The following is a 17,323-nucleotide window of genomic DNA, read 5'->3' as shown; positions in this document are numbered from 1 at the left end:
GAAGAGAACTTCAAGGCTTTTATTCTGCTGGCTTGTATGCTGATTCTGCTTAAACAATTTATGAGATAGCTTCTAGTTAATTATCAAAGATAGATCGTAGTGTTTAACTGCAGCAGAAAGTATAGCCGTTTATAAAGTATAATTTGAGGTAGAAACACGACAACTGTTACCCATAAATGATTTTATTTAGAAGACCCTTACCAGGAAGTATACTTTATACTTTTTATCTTGCAGCTTCTACTTCACCTAAAGCAATGTCAGAACTACCCCAATACAAAACCATAGCCGGCGAAGCGTTCCATGATTTTTTGGACAAGCGCACAGACCTGAACACCCTGCTCGAGCGGCTGCGCTACATAGAACTCCAAGTGCAGTCGGATGATGAGGAAGAGGAAGAAGCGGGCAAGGTGCTTTGGTTCCGTTTTTTTGAGGGCGACTCGCTGCAAAACACCATCAGCGACATAGAAACAGATTTAAGCGACTCCTCTCATCCTAACAGCCGCATACTGCAGCAAGGCATACTGCTGGGCCTGCAAGCCGGGGAGCTGGAGGTGCATTATTCTTAATGCGGCTACAAAAACGGCAGCAACACTTCAGCTCTTTTGTTCAAAATTGGCCTTGGCCGAAGTATAAATTTTAGTGAGGTGGGCTTTCTCAACTAAGTATAAATAGGGCAGCCAAAAAATATTTTTGAGTGAGACAGGGTTTAAATTACGTACAAGTTTAGAAATAACGTACCTTTAGCTAAACCTTAAAAACTTAATGCCATGGCAAAGTCTAAAGACGCAAAAAAGGACGTAAAGAAGAAGCCGGCCAAAACCGAGAAGGAAAAGAAGGCCGCTAAGCAGGAAAAGAAAAAAAATAGCTACGACTAAGCAGTTATAGCACCCCACTTGAATAGTCAAAAGCGAAAAGCAGCAAATAGTGTATTTGCTGCTTTTCGCTTTGTATCCCCTACCTGAATTCAATTTTACCGGTGCTGCTCATACTTGTGGGCAGGCAAAGCAGCTTTTAGCGTGTTCAGTTCATGTTCTGTAAGCGGTGCAGCATCTGCAATTTGCACTGCATCAGTTAATTGGTTTTCTGTGCGGATACCTAGCACGGCAGCAGTAACAGCAGGGTGATGCAGCGCAAAACTCACTGCAGTTTGGGAGGAAGTTCGCACAGTAGTTGCCACCTGCTTTACTGCCTCGGCTGCTTTCTGCACCTCTTCAGAAGTATAATTTAAGTAAGATTTGGGGGCTTTACCCGCCAACAGCCCCTGCGCCAGACTGCCCCGCGCCAGCACACCGATATCATGCTGCTGCAGCAGTTCCAGCACCTCTTCCTCCGGCCTTCTATCTAGTAGGCTATACTGTGTCATAACGCTGGAGATGTTGGAGCGACGGACATACTCCCGGATAATATTTGGGCGGATAGACGAAATGCCGTAGTACCTGATTTTGCCCTGCTGCTTCAGAAGTTCAAAAGCCTCTATGGTTTCATCTATCGGGTCGTTTATTGTGCCGCCGTGCAGTTGGTACAGGTCTATATAATCCGTTTGCAGGCGCTGCAAGCTCTGCTCCACCGCTTGCAGAATGTAGGCTCTACTCGGATTCCAGCCCCAGCCGCTGCCATCGGGCTTCAATTGGTTGCCTACTTTCGTAGCGATTACAACTTGCTCCCGCATACCCCTAAAAGCCTTCCCTACCATTACCTCGTTCTGGCCCTGCTGGTACAGGTCTGCCGTATCGAAAAAGTTGATGCCTTGGTTCAGCGCCTGGTGCAGCAGTTTTTTATTCTCCTCCTCACTGCCCTTCAAAGACATGCATCCAAAGCTTATTTCGCTAATGCTCAAGCCTGATTTTCCAAGTAAAGTATAGTTCATCGCAAATACATTGTTTTTTATATTACACATAAGGTATAATTATATGGCTGGCTGTATATTTGATGCAGCGACACCAACTCTTATCCTATTTAGCTGTGAAGCAACTTATACGTTTATTTTACGGAATAACTTTATTCCTTTCCTTTGCCTGCGACTACAACCCCTCGGGCAGCCATTATGAAGAAATAAGTCCTTCAACCGAAGTTACAGCCGAAATAACGCTTAACCAGTATCAAGACACCATACGTGTACGCGGAAACGTTATGCTGAATTTTCAGGTTTCGCTGCCGGGCCGTATCGTACATGGCTATCAACTCAAATTTAATAATACCATACTTTCCCAGGGAAGCGCTTTCTCCGGCAGCCATTTTTTTGAGACTAAAAGTTACAGAGATGGTTTTTATACGATGCAGCTCTCCGCTATCGGCAACTCAGGCACAGGCAGCCTGGCCGACAAACATGGGGCCGAATCTATAGAAGTTTACCGCACCTGGGTAGTGCAGGTTGATAACACGCTTCCTCAGCCGGTAAACATCACAAGTATAAAACCGGAGAACGGGCAGCTCCGAATAGAGTGGCAAAAATACAAAGGCACTGGCTTTGAAAGATATCTGATCATCCGCCAGTCAGGCAACGGCTTTTACAGTGAGTATAGCGGCACCATTACAGACCCTGATAAAACCTTTTGAATAGATGACACCTACATTGCTGGCGAGGTAACTTATACCGTAGCCGTGTTCATGAACGGCCACAACGACGGCGTGTACAGCCCTGCGGCTCCGTTTAGCAGCCCTCTGCCACACATCCGGCACAGCACATACAATTCCGCTAACGAACTTGTTGTAAGTATAAGCTCCACCCCGTTTTATAAAAATTTCGGAAAATACACGCTCTACCTCAACTACAATTTGGCTGCTACCATCACCAACTGGAGCGACACAACTTTTACAGTAGCTTCACCAGCGTTTGGGGGCGATATGGATGCCAGGCTGTTTGCGCAGCCAGCCAGAATGGAGCAGCTTTCATCACATTATATCATATCGCCTGCAGAGGCTACTTTACAGAGCTACGGCACCGCATGGGGGCCGCATGAGGTAAAAACGCTGCTTCGCCGGCCGCAGACCAACCGCTTCTATGCTTTGGGCGAAGAGTATTTTAAAGTGATAGATGCCCATACGCTACAGGTGCAGCATGAGCGGAATGTAAAGTATAAACAGTACTACGGCAACGTACAAAACGCCATTTCTGAAGATGGCAGGTACTTTTACGTTGTGCTGGAAAACGTGCTGCATAAGCTAGACCCTGCAACGCTGCAAACACTTAAAACCTATGCACTGGGAGACCTGCTACCTGCCGGAAATTACGCTAATATTCACCTGCGTGGCTGTAGCAATAGCAATAGGCTTCTGATCTATGCCAGAGACGGCAGCGCTTACCAGGATGCTACTTATTTGGTTGATATGAACCAGGATAAGGTGCTTGTAAAGAAGGAGGCCGATATGTATGCCGAACATGCCTCTTTAAGTCCGGAAGGCAAGTTTATGCAAACCGATAACTTACTTTATGCCGAACAGGCGGATGGTACTTGGCAGCAGTTGAGTTTTCCTGCCTACCAGGCACGTGGCCTCAAGTATCACCCTACAAAACCGCTCTTTTTTATAACCAATGGGCAGGATTATTATGTAGCCCCCGAAAAAAAGATTGTGTTTTACTCTACTACCAACGGTGCCCAGCAGCAAACGCTCATCACAGAAGAAGAATTAACAGATTGCGAGGTTGATCCTGGCTCCGGCTATTTGTATGGTTTACACTACAACACGCTTTATGTCTACAACATAGATACCGGCCAGCTTGTCCGGAAGCAGGAATTAGCCGTTCGTGCCGAAGCCTTTGTTTACAGAAACCGCATCTATACTCAAAACCTATACACCGAGCTTTAGATCATGCTTAACCTTACCATAAAGCTGCTGGCAGCATTCCTGTTATTTGGCGGCACAGCCGCAGCTCAATCTAAAATTTACCTGGAGCCCAGATTAGGGTTTGGCACCTTCCGGATGTCCTCCCTGAAAGAGCTTCAGCAGACAGTTATTTCAAACTCCGGCGTAAGCTCAAAAGCTGTGGATACTTATAATCCATACATCCAGTTCGGTTTAGGGGTTGTGAAGGAGATGGACGAAAATACAGCTATAGGGTTGCTACTGGAAAGAGGTTCTACCGGTGGGCGCGTAGCTTATGAGGATTACTCCGGAGAGCTCCTGTTTGATACTCCCGTACATTATAATGCCATAGGCGCCATGATCTACACGCATAATGCTATTGCAACAAGTAATTTAGAGTTTGTGGCAGGCGTAGAGCTGAACGTCTTTTTAAGCCAGCTAAAAACTGAAACCTATGCCCGACTTTATGACGCTACAGAAACAGATGAAGACAAATTTAACTCGAAAGGCATCGGGCTTAAACCATACATGGGGCTGCAGTATCCGGCTTTTAACTTGCCTCTAAAATTAACTGTGGGATATATGGCCAGCGCCAGCCAGGCTTTTCACGTGCCCGGCGAGAAAAAGCAATACCTGGTGCGCAACAGCAATAGTGATAAGCTGGAGCCAGGCTGGAGTGGCCTGCGCCTCAACCTTACAGTTTCAGTGCCTGTATTCAACTAAACGCATGATGCTGAACAGGTTTGGCATTTTATAATCTTATTAACTCGGAGAGCCAGAACTATACTTTAGCAGCAGTTGCTTCTTCGATTCTTATTGAAGCTATTACTGATGTTTAATAGCTTCCAGGTTTTTAAGAATGCCTTTACAGGCGCAGCATGAGAAACCCACCCCTGCCCCTCCAAGGAGGGAAATTTCTTTTTGATTAGAAATGATAAGTATGCATACTTATCATTTCTAATCAGTATAAGGCACTTACTTCATCTCATAGGTGCTTTCGTTTATGCCTAGCTTGTTCTTAGACTGAAGCTCCACCGGAAAACCCCAGAGGTAACGGATATGCTCCAGTGTATCTTTCGCGCTGGCAGCCTCCAGGCGGCGGTCTTTTTGGATGTAGTGCGTCAGGTACAGTTTGCTGGTTTTATGCAGTTCTACTTTTGTAACCTGTATGTTAGGCACAAGCTGCGAACGCTCATACTGGTTGCTTAGCTGCTCCCGCACTTTTCTGTAGCCGCGCTCATTGTGTATAGCACCTATTTCATACTCGTCCTCCAGTTCGTTGTCCACGATGGTGAACAGCTTCATATCCCGGATTACCTTCGGAGACAAGTACTGAAGTATAAAGCTATCGTCCCGAAAGTTTTCCATTACATAATGCACCTGCTGCAGCCAGTCTTTGCCAATCAGATCCGGAAACCACTGCTTATCCTCCTCCGTCGGTTCCTGGCAAATGCGTTTTATATCCATAAAAATATTAAAGCCCAAAGTATAAGGGTTCAGGCCTGAATAAAACTTACTGTTATACTCCGGCTGATATAAAACGCCGCTGTGGCTTTTCAGAAACTCCAGCATAAAGCCATCGTTCACATATCCTTCGTCAAAAAGTTTATTGATGATGTGGTAATGAGTAAAAGTGGCAAAGCCCTCGTTCATCACTTTTGTAGCACCCTGCGGATAAAAATACTGCGAAACTTTGCGCACAATCCGGATAATCTCTCTTTTCCAGTCGGGCAGCAGCGGGGCATGCTTTTCTATAAAGTATAAAATATTCTCTTCAGGCTCCAGCGGAAACTTATATTCTTCTGATGCAGGCGACTCAGGCAATGCAGTGGCAGTGGGCAAGGTTTTCCAGATCTCGTTGTAGTTTTCCCGCTTCACATGCGTGAGTTTTTTCAGCCTTTCATTTTCCTCTTTAGCAGATATTTTAGATGGTTTTTTATACTTGTCTATTCCATGATGCATCAAGGCGTGGGCTGCATCCAGCACACGCTCCACTTCCTCTTCGCCATATTCCTCCTCGCACTTGAGAATAAACTCACGAGCAAAGGCCATGTAATCAACGATAGAATCAGCCGAGGTCCAGTCTAAAAACATGTAGTTGTTGGCGAAAAAGGCATTATGGCCCTGGCAGGCATGGGCAATCACCAGCAGCATCATGCAGGTAGAGTTGTTCTCCATATTGTAGCTGATGCAAGGGTTGGAGTTGATGACCAGCTCGTAGGATAGTCCCATGCGCCCTTTGGTATAGTTGTTCTGGTTCAGGACGAAATCCTTGCCGAATTTCCAGTGCGGGTAAGAGGTAGGCAAGCCGGTCAGCGCGTAGGCATCCAGCATCTGCTCCGAAGTCACGATCTCGATTTGGTTGGGATAAGTTTTCAGCTTCAGGTACTCCTCTCCTATCCTGCTGATCACCTTATCCGCCGCTTCCAGCGTCTGATAATCCCAGTTCGGGTTACAGAACATCGCTTTGTATCTTTCTTTATCTGTCATTTCTAGGGTGTTTTGCGTATCATGTAGCACGTCTCTAGTATCACAACGTCTCCAGGATTACTTAACTACTGTTTCCAGCCTCTACTACTGTTCTGGATTTGCAATCCGCCTGTTTGCCAGTAGCCCCCGCCATTGTGAAGCGGATTACAAATCCGCAGGGCTCAAACTTTCGGATTGCAAATCCGAAGGAGCTTAATTTAATGTTCACGTAGCACCACCTAGGCCGCAGCGGCTTCGCCCCGTTTCCGGAAAAGGCCCTGAAATACCGGCCATATCTCGTAAGGCTCATATACATGCCGGGTCGAAAAGTCTTCGTCGTTACTGATCCTGTTATAGGCTTTCCAGAGATCGCTTTCCCTGCTTTTGTCGTTGATCTCGATATAAGCCATGTATTGTATGTTCGGAAGTATGGTTTCCAGCACCAGGCTCTTACACTCCAGCGCATCCTGTTTAGACCACACATCACCATCCGAGGCCTGGCAGCAGTATATGTTCCAGCTGTCATCGTAGCGTTCCCGCATTATCTTGTCCATCAGCTTCAGGGAGGGAGCCACAACCGTACCGCCGCTCTCGCGTGAGTTGAAAAACTCTTCCTCGTCTACTTCTTTGGCTTCGGTATGATGCCGTATAAACACGAGCTCCACATTTTTGTACTGGCGGGTCAGGAAGATGTACAGGAGCGTAAAAAAGCGTTTGGCAATATCTTTTTCGTGCTGGCCCATAGAGGCCGACACATCCATAATGCAGAACATAACGGCAGAGGTAACCGGCACAGGCACACGCTCAAAATTATTGTAACGCAGGTCTATGTCCTCAAAAAAAGGAATGGTATTGGCCTGTCTGCGTACCTTTTCAATCTCCAGCTGCAAGGCTTCTTTTTCCGCCTTTTTCCTGGTGCCGGCTAGTTTTCCCTCCAGCAGTTGCAGCTTTTTATCAAATACGCCTTTTAGCGCCAACTGCCGCCCCAGCGACTGCTGATAACTGGATTTGATATTAAGGCGCGATGGCACACTGTCGCGGGTATAGCCGGCGCGGCGCATCAGGTAGCTTTCGGTACTATCCATGAGCTTCTTCACCATGTTTGGCAAGGCAAGATCATCAAAAAAGTACTTCAGAAACTCCTCCCGCGACAGCACCACAGTAAATTCATCCTCTGTTACGGCTGGGTCATTAGAACCTTTCCGGCCACCGCTGCCTCCTCCTTCTTTAGGTTTTGGAACACGGTCTCCTTCATTAAACCTGTCGTTGCCGGGTTTCACGATCTGCTTTTTACCGGTTTTAGGGTCGTGCCTGAAATGAGGCTCATCTAATCCGCGCACCGGCACCTTTACGCTTCCGCCAGATTTACTGTCCTTGATGCTCTCCTTACCGATGATGTCCGGTATCGCTCTTTTGATCTGGTTCTCGACACGCTTCAGGAACTTCTGCCGGTTGCCGGTAGACTTTCCTTTGTCATTCTTTCGTCTATCAATGATATGGCTCATGGGAGTTGAAGGGTTAATTAAGTTTAGGAGTTGGAGAGTTAAAGAGTTACAGAGTCAGCTATGCAGCAAAACATTTTCTAAACTTCTAACTTTTAACTCACTAGCTCATTTAAGCCATTGTCTTTCTAACGCGCATAAACCAATCTACCAGTATGCGGATCTGCTTGTCAGTATAGCCACGCTCTCTCATTCTTCTGGTAAAGTCGCGGTGTTTCTTCTCGTCCTCTTCGTTGCTTTTAACTGTAAAAGACACCACCGGCAACAGGTCTTCGGTATTGGTAAAGATTTTCTTCTCAATCACGTTTTTGATCTTCTCATAAGAATCCCAGCGGGGACTTTTGCCGGAGTGATTAGCCTTGTAGCGCAGGAAGAAGTTTGTCACCTCAGAGCGAAAATCCTTCGGGTTGGCAATACCGGCAGGCTTTTCGATTTTTTCCAATTCATCGTTTAAGATGCTTCTATCGAAAATCTCACCTGAATCAGGGTCCCGGAAATCGTTGTTTTGCATCCAGTGGTCGGCGTAAATCACATACTTTTCAAAGATGTTCTGGCCGTAGGAGCTATAGGATTCGATGTATGCTTTCTGAATTTCGTCGGAAATAAACTCGGCATACTTGCTGGCCAGCACAGACTTAACGAGATGCAGATACTTTGTTTCGGTTTCCGGGGGCAGCATCATCTTAATCACCTCCTGCTCTAGCACATAGAGCAAGTGCACTGGGTTTGCGGCAATTTCCTCACTATCAAAGTTAAACACCTTGGATAAGATCTTGAAAGCAAAACGGGTAGAGATACCTTGCATGCCCTCGTTAATGCCGGCATCGTCGCGGTACTCCTGTATGGATTTGGCATTAGGGTCTGTTTCACGCAGGGTTTCGCCGTTATAGACGCGCATTTTAGAATAGATGCTGGAGTTTTCCGGTTCTTTTAACCGCGACATAACCGCAAACTCAGCCAGCAACTCAATAGTTTTAGGGGCGCAAGGCGCTTCTCTCAGAGAGCTTTCCCGGATCAGCTTTTCATAAATTTTAAACTCCTCGCTCACGCGCAGGCAGTAAGGCACCTGTACTTTGTAAATTCGGTCCAAGAAAGCCTCGTTCTTCTTGTCGTTCAGAAACTTAGCCCACTCTGATTCGTTGGAGTGCGCCAGAATCACACCATCAAATGGAATGGCGCCAATAGGCTCGGTACCTTTGTAATTCTTTTCCTGTGTAGCGGTTAGCAGCGGATTTAGTACTTTGATCGGAGCCTTGAACATCTCCACAAACTCCAGCAAACCCTGGTTAGCCAGGCACAGTCCGCCGGTGTAAGAGTAGGCATCCGGGTCGCTTTGCTGGTACTCGGCCAACTTTCTGATATCAACCTTACCTACCAGCGTAGAAATATCCTGGTTGTTTTCATCGCCCGGCTCCGTTTTAGAAATCGCGATCTGCTCCTGTATGGAAGGGAAAAGCCGTATCACTTTAAACCGGTTGATGTCTCCATCAAACTCGCGCAGGCGCTTAGAGGCCCACGGGCTCATGCAGCTCGGCACGTAGCGCGACGGAATATTATACTCTTCCTCCAGCTCATCGGTGTAGTCGGCAAATAAACCCAGCGGGCTCTCAAATACCGGACTCACTTCTTCGCCTGCCTTCAGCACATAAATAGGATGTTGCTGCATCAGGTGCTTCAGCTTTTCGGCCAGCGAGCTCTTACCTCCCCCAACAGGCCCCATCAGGTACAGTATCTGCTTCTTCTCCTCCAGGCCCTGCGCTGAGTGCCTGAAGTATGACACAATCTGCTCAATGGTGCTTTCCATGCCATAAAAATCCTTAAAGGCAGGATAAATCTTGATCTTCTTATTAGAGAAGATTCTGCTTAGCACGGGGTCCTGGCGGGTATCTAGCATTTCCGGCTCCCCAATGGCATCCAGAATTCTTTCTGCAGGCTTGGCATACACCGACGGGTCCTTTTTACACTCCTCAAGATAGGCAGCTACTGTCATCTCATTCATGGAGGCACTGTAATTGGTCTTGATCTTTTCTAAAATGTTCATATCGGGTGTTTTTTATAACATGGTCAGAATCATTTTTCATAAAGAGTACCAAGCAGTATCTCAACTGGTATAGGTAAGCCGGGCTACTGCTAAGCAACTAATCTGATCATAAAGGAATAGGGTTTATATGGTTTATGTCCTTTTAAAACAGGAAGCAATTGGCTTCCGTGTTTATACTTGTAGATTTAATTCAGCAAGATCTTTTGCGTCAGACTCCGGCCAACTATTAACTCATGTGCTGTAGGTTTCTTCTGTCTTTCAGCTTAGCACCCGAATCACTGAACCTGAGCTATGAACAACGTATAAGGCCGCTCCATGTGCCTTATGTTACTGAATACGTACAGTTTAATTTTTAGGCATCCTTGCTAAAATATTTCTCTGATTTCTCATTAAAATCGGATGGGATGCTTAGTATAGAAACAGCCAAATCTTTTTTAAGATTCAAAATATTTATACTTTATAATAGATGTATTATATGTAATTTAATTTCTGGGTCTAAATTCGCTACTTTTATCCTCTCAAATTACCTTATACATTAATTAAAATGCATTAAGCCACTGCTAACAAAGCTTTAGGTTACTTCTTAAATTAACTTAATATTGTAGTTTCGTATATTATCCCACGGTGGCATATAGCCAGTCTGTAGCCACTGTGCTTTACTTGCAGGTACAGAACTAAACATGCGCGCCTCCTTTAAAACCAAAACTTACTATATGAGCCAGTTAGTAATTAACACCCTTGAAGAACTGACAAAGTATGAAGGCACCGAAATGGGTGTTTCAGATTACCACACCATCACGCAGGAGCAGATAACTAAATTTGCTGATGCTACCCTGGACCACCAGTGGATTCACCTGGATGCTGAGCGCGCTAAAACCGAAACACCTTTTGGAGCGACCATAGCTCACGGTTATCTTACAGTATCGCTGCTGCCTTACCTCTGGTCACAGATCACTTCTATCCAAAACCTGAAGATGCAGGTTAACTATGAGATTGAAAGCCTACGCTTTAACCAGGCGGTAACAGTAGACAGCTGCGTGCGCCTGCGCGCAAAATTACTCTCGGTAAAGAACCTGCGCGGCATAGCCAAAGCACGTCTGGAGGTTACACTGGAGATTGAAAACAGTAAAAAACCAGCCTTTGCGGGGATTATTACGTTTCTATACCACTTCAACGAATAGGCACCCTGAAAGCTTGCCCTGTTTTAAATTTACCTGTACACAAGCAGTAGTTTATGCAACAACCAGATCAGCACCCGCTATACCGCAAAGGTGAGGAGGTTTACCACCTCACCTCCAGTATTGTAGATCTAGTTCCGGAAGACGATACGCTGCTGCAGCACCTGCGTGAGTTTATGCTGCAAGATGCCGCCCAGCTTATGGTAAACGTGACAAGCGCTTTAGGAGCTGACCTTTACGATACGCAAATGGAAAATGCCGTGCTCATCAGGAAGGCAGCCCGCGACCTGCTAACAAACTGCACAGCCTTGGACATGTACGGGTTTAAGGACACCACTTACCTGCCTTTGCTCCGGAAGGCGATTGAGGAGTACCGTGTGCTTTTTGTGGAGTGGGTAGCCGGCTTTGACCCCTGGAACTATGTATGGGATGAATGGGGCCTTTTTAACCCGCCGGGCACCAGCCAAAGCGGTCCTGACAATATTCCGTAAAGTAACCCGCTTGCATTTGATGCTTATATAGAAATTACATGCTCCTGCCATACTTCTAACTGGCGCTGCACCCGATTTACCGGCAATAGTATACTTGTTCCGCTTACATGATCATCTAAACCGAAAGCAAGCATTAGCAACATCCGTATTATACAGTTGTTGCTACTGTTTTTAAGCACATCAAAGTATAACCTGCTCCCTCTGCAACAATGCCAGCCAATTCTACTACTGCCGAACCGCTGCTCACCCGCTCCACCCTTTGGCTTATGACCGTCGCCTCTGGCATGGTGGTGGCCAACAACTACTATAACCAGCCGCTCCTGGTTAAAATCGCTGATACTTTTCAGGTGGCGAAATCTCAGGCTGGTCTAGTGGCCATGCTGACGCAGGCAGGGTATGCCATTGGCCTGCTGTTTATCATTCCGCTTGGTGATATGCTGCGGCGGAAGCGCCTGATCCTGTACGATTTTGTGCTGATCATCCTATCGTTACTATTGGCTGCCTTCTCTAATAATATTTATACATTGATGGTGGCTAGCCTGCTGATTGGGGCTACTTCGGTGGTGCCGCAGCTTTTTGTACCCATGGCCGCCCACCTGGCCAAGGCGGAGGAGCGCGGCAAAGCGGTAGGCACTGTCATGAGCGGGTTGCTGGTAGGTATACTTTTCTCGCGCACGCTGAGCGGTTTTGTGGGCGAGCATTTGGGTTGGCGCGCCATGTTTCTCATTGCTGCAGGACTGATGCTGCTGTTATGGATAGCTATTTATTTTCTGCTTCCGGAAGTTCAGCCGCAGTTTAAGGGCACCTATAAAAGCCTGATGAAATCGCTGGTGCACTTGTTCCGAACTGAACCCGTGTTACGGCTTGCTGCGGCACGCGGAGCGCTTTCCTTTGCCTGCTTTGGTGGCTTCTGGACTACCCTTGTTTTTCTGCTGGAGGGCCCGCCTTTCTTTGCTGGCAGCGATGTGGCAGGAGCTTTCGGATTGGTGGGGGCAGGCGGTGCAATTATGGCCTCTGTTATGGGCAGGCTAAGCGATAGGTTTGATACGCGCTACATTCAGCTGTTCACCTTGGTCATGATCATCATATCCTATATTGTGTTTGGCTACTTCAGCTACAGCATCATAGGTTTGGTTGTTGGTGTTATTCTGCTCGACCTTGGCTTGCAGGGCTCACACATCTCAAACCAAACCCAAATCTTCGCGCTTAACCCCGAAGCCAGAAACCGGTTAAACACGGTATACATGTTTACATACTTTATTGGCGGAGCTACGGGCACCATACTTGCTAGCCAAGCCTGGCAGCTGTGGCGCTGGAACGGAGTAGTTTTGGTTGGGCTTGTCTTTTCTTCTTTGGCATTGGCTGTGCATCTGCTTTATTCTGGTAAGGTGAGAAAAAGCGCCTGACCCAACCCAAACTCCTGAACCGTTTAGGGGTATACTCTTAAAATTAAGCTAACATAAAACCTGATACAATGGAGAACCCACACCTGGAAAACTGGGACGAAACGCGTTACAAAGAATTGAACACATACTTCCGGATCAAGATAGAGCATATGTTGCGCACAAACCCGCACCTGGTGGCGCAGCAGCAGGAAAGCAGCATACACCTGCAGGAACTTATTGCAGAATTTGGGGAGGATGATAAAGAGCGCTGGGCAGAGTTTATACGTTTAGATAAACTTAAAATGGAAGCAGACATGTGGGATCACCTGCATGGCAGAGGCTCCCGTTTCCGTCCTGGGCTAGGATTTACGAGCGCTAACGACGATACAACCTGGTAATAAGCTTACCCCTCAAAGCTATACTTGGCTGTACTCCAAAAATCGTCCAGGGCAATAATACGAGGCTTCAGAAAAGAGATAAGCGCCGGCCAGTCGTCTTTGTTAAACACATTAACCGGCGCAATTTCCTTATAGATGCGGCTGACAACACGCCCCGACTCATCAGAGGTGTGCAGCAGCCACTGCCACTCCTCCCCTAACGCCTCGTGCAGCATGGTTTTATGCTCCATAAACTGATCAAACACCAACTCCTGCAGTTCAGTGTCTGGGTGTGCCAACTCTATAGAGATATAGCCGCGCCGGTTATCAGCATTCATTCTAAAGTATACGTCTTTCACTCCTGTTTTATAGTTCAGCCAGTTCACCTTACAGCCTTCGGCAGAAAGCTGCGGGGAAAGATATTGGCCAAACGTTGTCCAGAAATGCTGTCGTAATTGCGATGCCTGCTCACGGGTGTACATGCTACAAAAATAGCCAAATTACCTTTTCAAAACCACAACAATCAGCTGCCTACTCGCTACCACATCAACTTTTAAAGTATAACTTACTACAAAAAGCCTAGCACACCTTTGCTAAAGACAATCCAATAAACTGAAAAATGATAGAGGTATTTGATGTTAAACCACACTAATTTAAAAATAGCAACCTAAATGCTTCAGAAAATGAAACATTTTCCATCAAACACACTTTAAGGAGTTGGGTATTATGGGCAGATGCGACCTTACATTGTAAAATAGTGATATAATGCTAAAGGTGCATTTCATTTTATAACATTTTTACCTAATTTCGCTTTATCAAGAGACACAACAACGGACATTAAAGCTAATACACATGTCAGAATTTGCTGAAATAATTTTAGAGGGTAAATCTTACCAAATGCCTGTAGTAGAGGGTACTGAGAATGAAAAAGCTATCGACATTTCTTCTCTGCGTGCTCAGTCAGGATATATTACCCTAGACTCAGGCTATAAGAACACAGGTGCCACAACCAGCGCCATCACTTTTTTAGATGGTGAAAAAGGTATCCTGGCCTACAGAGGCTACCCTATTGAGCAGTTAGCAGAAAAGTCGAACTTTATTGAAGTGGCTTACCTGCTGATTTACGGATCACTCCCGACTGCACAGGAGCTGGAAGATTTCAGCGGCAAAATAAGAATGCATACTTTGGTGAACGAAGATATGCGTAAAATTCTGGACGGTTTCCCTTCTGCTGCACACCCAATGGGAATTCTGTCTGCGTTGGTAAGCTCGCTTACTGCGTTTTATCCGGAGTCGCTTAACCCGAACCAGTCTAAAGAGGAGCTGGACCTGTCTATCATTCGTTTGATGGCCAAAATCTCCACTATCGCTGCCTGGTCTTATAAAAACTCTATCGGCCATCCGGTAAACTATCCTAAGAACAAGCTGGATTATTGCTCTAACTTCCTGCACATGATGTTCGCGTACCCGACTGAGGATTACGAGATCAACCCTGTGGTAGTAGACGCCCTGAACAAGCTGCTTATCCTGCACGCCGACCACGAGCAAAACTGCTCTACCTCTACTGTGCGTTTGGTAGGTTCAGCTAACGCTAGCCTTTACTCTTCTGTTTCTGCCGGTATCAGCGCGCTTTGGGGACCGCTGCACGGTGGAGCCAACCAAGCTGTTATTGAGATGCTTGAGCAGATTAAAGCAGACGGTGGCGATTCTAAGAAGTTTATCGCGAAAGCAAAAGACAAAGACGATCCTTTCCGCCTGATGGGCTTCGGACACCGCGTGTATAAAAACTTTGACCCGCGCGCCAAAATCATCAAGAAAGCTGCTGACGAAGTGTTGACTGCCCTTGGCATCAACGACCCGATTCTGGACATCGCTAAGGAACTGGAAGAGGCTGCCCTGAACGATCCGTATTTCGTGGAGCGTAAGCTGTACCCGAACGTAGACTTCTACTCAGGTATTATCTACCGCGCCATCGGCATCCCGACAGACATGTTTACGGTAATGTTTGCCTTAGGCCGTCTGCCAGGTTGGATTGCCCAGTGGAAAGAAATGCGTGAGAACAAAGAGCCAATCGGCCGTCCGCGCCAGGTTTACACCGGTGCCACTGAGCGTGATTACGTTCCGGTTGAGAAGCGCTAATCCCGCAAAATGTGTAATTATAAAAAAGGCTGATCTTCGGGTCAGCCTTTTTCTTTTGCCTCTGCCCCGCCCGCTATACTTTATAAGCGCTATACTTTAGCAGCAGTCTTTATACTTTTTGAAGTATAAAGACTGCTTTTTTTGTTCCTAGCATCCTGCTTTTACTCTAATTTTTCAAATAGCCGCAGCTATATATTTTGATCAAAATGTATACCTTTAGACCCTGTTACTGAACAACCTATACTTATTTCACAACCGTTCACTTTTAGCCTATGAGAACAGCTTTACGCTTAGCCGTACTACTTTTACTATTTTTAACGGAAATCACTTTTGCCCAAAGCTCTATACCCGGGTTTGTTTTAAATAACAGAGTCGGCGTTAAGGTAGACGAGCCAGAAGATGTGGCAGTAGACAGCCAGGGAAATGTTTACTTTGTGGATAGAGGAAAGGTTAAAAAATTCCATTACCATGAGTTCTTAGGAATAGAGGATATAACCTATGTTCCTCATGAACTTAACAGAGAAAACTACGGCACATATGATATTGCCCTTGACCAATATGATAATCTGTTTGTGGTTAGCTATACTTATTCTAAAGTGGCTAAATTCAGCCCTGAAGGCAAGCTTATGCTTGAGTTTGGGTCCATAGGTGATGCATCTGGTAAGTTTATGTTTCCCGAAAGCATAGCTATCAACTCAAAGGATGAAATTTATGTAGCAGATAGCGGAAACAGACGCATTCAACGATTTGACAAAACAGGTAAGCTCTTGCAGGTAATTCCCCTAGACCAAACTACAGGCAATTATCTTGATGCACCCTTAAGTATAGATTTTGACAGGCATGATAACCTGTACCTCTTGCATAATCCTGAAAATAAAGTAGTCAAGTACTCTCCGGCTGGTATAAAGCTAATTGAGTTTGGAAATGAACTTTCCGAAACTTCAAAACTTGATAATCCTTGGAAACTAGCAGTAGATAAAGTTGAAGGATATGTATTTGTTTCTGACGAAACTATCAAGTCCTTTAATATTTATACTTTGGATGGAGATCTGGAGTATTCTATAAAACACGTAGAAGGTTACCTGCATCGAATAGGGGAAAAAAACAGCATTGCCGTCACACCCTTAGGTGACATCATACTGGCTGACAAAGGGGATCAGGGTGCTGGTACGATATCTATCTATGACAGAGGACTTACCGGTTCCTACCAGTGGGGTAATAATTGGCAGAATGTAGATCTTACTATAGACGGAAACAACAATGTATATTTGTTAGATGAGACAGGGACGATCTCTAAGTTTAATCAATGGGGGGAATTCACTATGAATTTTGGCCAGAAGGGACATTACAGCATTAACTCGCCCAATATTTATATTGAATATCCGAAGTCTATTACATCAGATGTATTTAATAATATTTATGCCTTGAGGAGCCCCGGGATATCTGGAGACACAGCGTTTGTTTATAAGCTTGACCAAAATGGAAACATGTTAGCTGCTTTCACAGACCTTGGCCCTGATTCGGATATTAACAACTTCACTGATTTAGCAGTCGATGCCAGCGGCAACATTTATGTGGCAGATATAACTAAAAACCTTACATAAAATTGATTCTAAAGGAAAGTATGCTGGTGTAATCGGGAGTTCGGGTTATGCCCAGGGCCAACTGTGGATGCCCGTAGCTTTAGCCGTTGATAAAGTTGGAACACTCTATGTACTTGATTACAACGGAAGTAGAGTCCAGAAATTTGATGCACAGGGTAACTTCATTCAACAGTTCGGTAAGCCCTTAAAAAATAATAATACCATTGCTTCCAAGAGTGATTTGACATTGGATAATAAAGGCAATGTTCACGTTGTTTCAAATTCCCCCTATATTAACTATTGATTTCTCCGGCTAACGCTTCTGCGTATCTACACTGTATCCCTTGCAAGACC

16 protein-coding genes are annotated in these 17,323 nt (G+C 45.7%); 11 read left to right on the top strand and 5 right to left on the bottom strand.

What is annotated here, in order from left to right; translation table 11 throughout:
• Nucleotides 1–254 precede the first annotated feature (254 nt).
• Nucleotides 255–566 (top strand): hypothetical protein, encoded by a 312-nt coding sequence (locus tag Q1B04_RS19625; protein ID WP_299762585.1) that lies wholly within the window; start codon nt 255–257, stop codon nt 564–566.
• A gap of 404 nt (nt 567–970) precedes the next feature.
• Here Q1B04_RS19625 and Q1B04_RS19620 read toward each other — a convergent pair whose 3' ends face one another.
• Entirely contained in the window at nt 971–1,897 is a 927-nt protein-coding gene (locus Q1B04_RS19620; RefSeq protein ID WP_299762581.1) for an aldo/keto reductase, read from the bottom strand.
• Nucleotides 1,898–1,962: 65 nt separating this feature from the next.
• Here Q1B04_RS19620 and Q1B04_RS19615 point away from each other — a divergent pair, with 65 nt between their 5' ends.
• Genes Q1B04_RS19615 through Q1B04_RS19605 form a run of 3 tightly spaced genes read left to right on the top strand, consistent with a single transcriptional unit; the run spans nt 1,963 to nt 4,527 of the window.
• On the top strand, nt 1,963–2,556 hold the full coding sequence (locus Q1B04_RS19615; protein WP_299762578.1) for a hypothetical protein: 594 nt from the start codon (nt 1,963–1,965) through the stop codon (nt 2,554–2,556).
• A 51-nt stretch (nt 2,557–2,607) separates the two neighbouring features.
• Nucleotides 2,608–3,807 carry a hypothetical protein gene (locus tag Q1B04_RS19610; RefSeq protein ID WP_299762575.1) on the top strand — a complete coding sequence of 400 codons (1,200 nt, stop codon included), beginning with the start codon at nt 2,608–2,610 and terminating at the stop codon, nt 3,805–3,807.
• A 3-nt stretch (nt 3,808–3,810) separates the two neighbouring features.
• Nucleotides 3,811–4,527, top strand: coding sequence for a hypothetical protein (locus Q1B04_RS19605; protein WP_299762572.1), 717 nt, complete (start codon nt 3,811–3,813; stop codon nt 4,525–4,527).
• A gap of 252 nt (nt 4,528–4,779) precedes the next feature.
• Here the strand turns inward: Q1B04_RS19605 and Q1B04_RS19600 are convergent, their stop codons facing one another.
• The 3 genes from Q1B04_RS19600 to Q1B04_RS19590 all read right to left on the bottom strand — a co-directional run bounded on the left by Q1B04_RS19600 (nt 4,780) and on the right by Q1B04_RS19590 (nt 9,816).
• Nucleotides 4,780–6,294: a SpoVR family protein gene (locus Q1B04_RS19600; protein WP_299762569.1), complete on the bottom strand. Its 1,515-nt coding sequence runs from the start codon at nt 6,292–6,294 to the stop codon at nt 4,780–4,782.
• Between the two features lie 218 nt (nt 6,295–6,512).
• Nucleotides 6,513–7,778, bottom strand: a complete 1,266-nt coding sequence (locus Q1B04_RS19595; RefSeq protein ID WP_299762566.1) for a YeaH/YhbH family protein — start codon at nt 7,776–7,778, stop codon at nt 6,513–6,515.
• 109 nt (nt 7,779–7,887) lie between these two features.
• The gene (locus tag Q1B04_RS19590; protein WP_299762563.1) at nt 7,888–9,816 is read right to left on the bottom strand and encodes a PrkA family serine protein kinase; all 1,929 of its coding nucleotides are present in this window, start codon (nt 9,814–9,816) and stop codon (nt 7,888–7,890) included.
• Between the two features lie 713 nt (nt 9,817–10,529).
• Here Q1B04_RS19590 and Q1B04_RS19585 point away from each other — a divergent pair.
• The 4 genes from Q1B04_RS19585 to Q1B04_RS19570 all read left to right on the top strand — a co-directional run bounded on the left by Q1B04_RS19585 (nt 10,530) and on the right by Q1B04_RS19570 (nt 13,268).
• Nucleotides 10,530–10,997: a MaoC family dehydratase gene (locus Q1B04_RS19585; protein WP_299762560.1), complete on the top strand. Its 468-nt coding sequence runs from the start codon at nt 10,530–10,532 to the stop codon at nt 10,995–10,997.
• A gap of 53 nt (nt 10,998–11,050) precedes the next feature.
• Nucleotides 11,051–11,485 (top strand): hypothetical protein, encoded by a 435-nt coding sequence (locus Q1B04_RS19580; protein WP_299762557.1) that lies wholly within the window; start codon nt 11,051–11,053, stop codon nt 11,483–11,485.
• A gap of 209 nt (nt 11,486–11,694) precedes the next feature.
• Nucleotides 11,695–12,891, top strand: a complete 1,197-nt coding sequence (locus Q1B04_RS19575; protein ID WP_299762554.1) for an MFS transporter — start codon at nt 11,695–11,697, stop codon at nt 12,889–12,891.
• A 68-nt stretch (nt 12,892–12,959) separates the two neighbouring features.
• A complete protein-coding gene (locus Q1B04_RS19570) occupies nt 12,960–13,268 on the top strand; it encodes a hypothetical protein (RefSeq protein WP_299762551.1) in 309 nt (102 codons plus the stop codon).
• A 5-nt stretch (nt 13,269–13,273) separates the two neighbouring features.
• Here Q1B04_RS19570 and Q1B04_RS19565 read toward each other — a convergent pair whose 3' ends face one another.
• Entirely contained in the window at nt 13,274–13,729 is a 456-nt protein-coding gene (locus tag Q1B04_RS19565) for a DUF4268 domain-containing protein (protein ID WP_299762548.1), read from the bottom strand.
• 370 nt (nt 13,730–14,099) lie between these two features.
• Between Q1B04_RS19565 and Q1B04_RS19560 the strand changes: the two genes are divergently transcribed.
• The 3 genes from Q1B04_RS19560 (at nt 14,100) to Q1B04_RS20085 (ending at nt 17,273) form a co-directional block, all read left to right on the top strand.
• On the top strand, nt 14,100–15,386 hold the full coding sequence (locus Q1B04_RS19560) for a citrate synthase (protein ID WP_299762544.1): 1,287 nt from the start codon (nt 14,100–14,102) through the stop codon (nt 15,384–15,386).
• A 272-nt stretch (nt 15,387–15,658) separates the two neighbouring features.
• Nucleotides 15,659–16,990, top strand: coding sequence for an NHL repeat-containing protein (locus Q1B04_RS19555; protein WP_299762541.1), 1,332 nt, complete (start codon nt 15,659–15,661; stop codon nt 16,988–16,990).
• Between the two features lie 67 nt (nt 16,991–17,057).
• Nucleotides 17,058–17,273 (top strand): hypothetical protein, encoded by a 216-nt coding sequence (locus Q1B04_RS20085; protein WP_366524744.1) that lies wholly within the window; start codon nt 17,058–17,060, stop codon nt 17,271–17,273.
• Nucleotides 17,274–17,323: the final 50 nt, after the last annotated feature.

The organism is uncultured Pontibacter sp. (genome assembly GCF_947495565.1).
Taxonomy (GTDB): domain Bacteria; phylum Bacteroidota; class Bacteroidia; order Cytophagales; family Hymenobacteraceae; genus Pontibacter.
The sequence above is the reverse complement of the archived record's forward strand: the minus strand, read 5'-3'. Positions and strand labels throughout refer to the sequence as shown.

Bases quoted from the DNA above. Each gene is read 5' to 3' on its own strand.
- Q1B04_RS19625 (WP_299762585.1), top strand. From the start codon at position 255: ATGTCAGAACTACCCCAATACAAAACCATAGCCGGCGAAGCGTTCCAT.
- Q1B04_RS19620 (WP_299762581.1), bottom strand. From the start codon at position 1,897: ATGTGTAATATAAAAAACAATGTATTTGCGATGAACTATACTTTACTT.
- Q1B04_RS19610 (WP_299762575.1), top strand. From the start codon at position 2,608: ATGAACGGCCACAACGACGGCGTGTACAGCCCTGCGGCTCCGTTTAGC.
- Q1B04_RS19605 (WP_299762572.1), top strand. From the start codon at position 3,811: ATGCTTAACCTTACCATAAAGCTGCTGGCAGCATTCCTGTTATTTGGC.
- Q1B04_RS19600 (WP_299762569.1), bottom strand. From the start codon at position 6,294: ATGACAGATAAAGAAAGATACAAAGCGATGTTCTGTAACCCGAACTGG.
- Q1B04_RS19595 (WP_299762566.1), bottom strand. From the start codon at position 7,778: ATGAGCCATATCATTGATAGACGAAAGAATGACAAAGGAAAGTCTACC.
- Q1B04_RS19590 (WP_299762563.1), bottom strand. From the start codon at position 9,816: ATGAACATTTTAGAAAAGATCAAGACCAATTACAGTGCCTCCATGAAT.
- Q1B04_RS19585 (WP_299762560.1), top strand. From the start codon at position 10,530: ATGAGCCAGTTAGTAATTAACACCCTTGAAGAACTGACAAAGTATGAA.
- Q1B04_RS19580 (WP_299762557.1), top strand. From the start codon at position 11,051: ATGCAACAACCAGATCAGCACCCGCTATACCGCAAAGGTGAGGAGGTT.
- Q1B04_RS19575 (WP_299762554.1), top strand. From the start codon at position 11,695: ATGCCAGCCAATTCTACTACTGCCGAACCGCTGCTCACCCGCTCCACC.
- Q1B04_RS19570 (WP_299762551.1), top strand. From the start codon at position 12,960: ATGGAGAACCCACACCTGGAAAACTGGGACGAAACGCGTTACAAAGAA.
- Q1B04_RS19565 (WP_299762548.1), bottom strand. From the start codon at position 13,729: ATGTACACCCGTGAGCAGGCATCGCAATTACGACAGCATTTCTGGACA.
- Q1B04_RS19560 (WP_299762544.1), top strand. From the start codon at position 14,100: ATGTCAGAATTTGCTGAAATAATTTTAGAGGGTAAATCTTACCAAATG.
- Q1B04_RS19555 (WP_299762541.1), top strand. From the start codon at position 15,659: ATGAGAACAGCTTTACGCTTAGCCGTACTACTTTTACTATTTTTAACG.
- Q1B04_RS20085 (WP_366524744.1), top strand. From the start codon at position 17,058: ATGCCCGTAGCTTTAGCCGTTGATAAAGTTGGAACACTCTATGTACTT.